The organism is Streptococcus vulneris, assembly GCF_019218685.1.
GTDB classification, from domain to species: domain Bacteria; phylum Bacillota; class Bacilli; order Lactobacillales; family Streptococcaceae; genus Streptococcus; species Streptococcus vulneris.
In genome coordinates this window covers 1-447 of the sequence record NZ_JAHUZC010000034.1, presented here as the reverse complement: position 1 = coordinate 447, position 447 = coordinate 1, and the positions used below count along the sequence as shown (strand labels likewise).

Genomic DNA, 447 nt, shown 5'->3' with positions numbered 1-447 from the left:
ACTACCGCTCGGGCTACTCCACTCCCGAGGAAACCAGGCGCGTTGTCGCGCTTCAGCGCGCCTTGACCTTGGCGGGCTTCCATATCGCCCGCACCGGCAAGGCATTCCTGTCGACCCCGATGACCGACGAGGACATCGATAGCTTCATCGACGCCGTCAACCGCATCGTCGATGCGCGGCTGGAGCCGATGAGCGCGGGTCTGGTGTCATGACTTTCCCCCATAACCTGCGAGCGAGGGCAGCACTGTGACGGACTACATCATTGTCGGCGGCGGGTCCGCGGGTTGTGTCCTGGCGAATCGACTATCCGCGAATCCGGCCGTCGACGTCACGCTGATCGAGGCCGGCGGCTGGGACCGCAGCCCCTTCATCGGCATGCCGGCCGGCTATTTCCAATTGATGAAAACCGGGCAGATCGACTGGGGCTACCACACCGAGCCCCAGGAG

Annotated in this window: 2 protein-coding genes; both read left to right on the top strand. The window is 64.2% G+C overall.

Going from position 1 to position 447, the window contains the following annotated elements:
* Positions 1 to 212 (top strand): hypothetical protein (locus KUA57_RS09475; RefSeq protein WP_218494157.1); only part of this gene is annotated, 212 nt, incomplete at its 5' end.
* Between the two features lie 34 nt (positions 213 to 246).
* The coding region (locus KUA57_RS09470; RefSeq protein ID WP_218494156.1) for a lycopene cyclase family protein at positions 247 to 447 on the top strand (201 nt) is incomplete at its 3' end.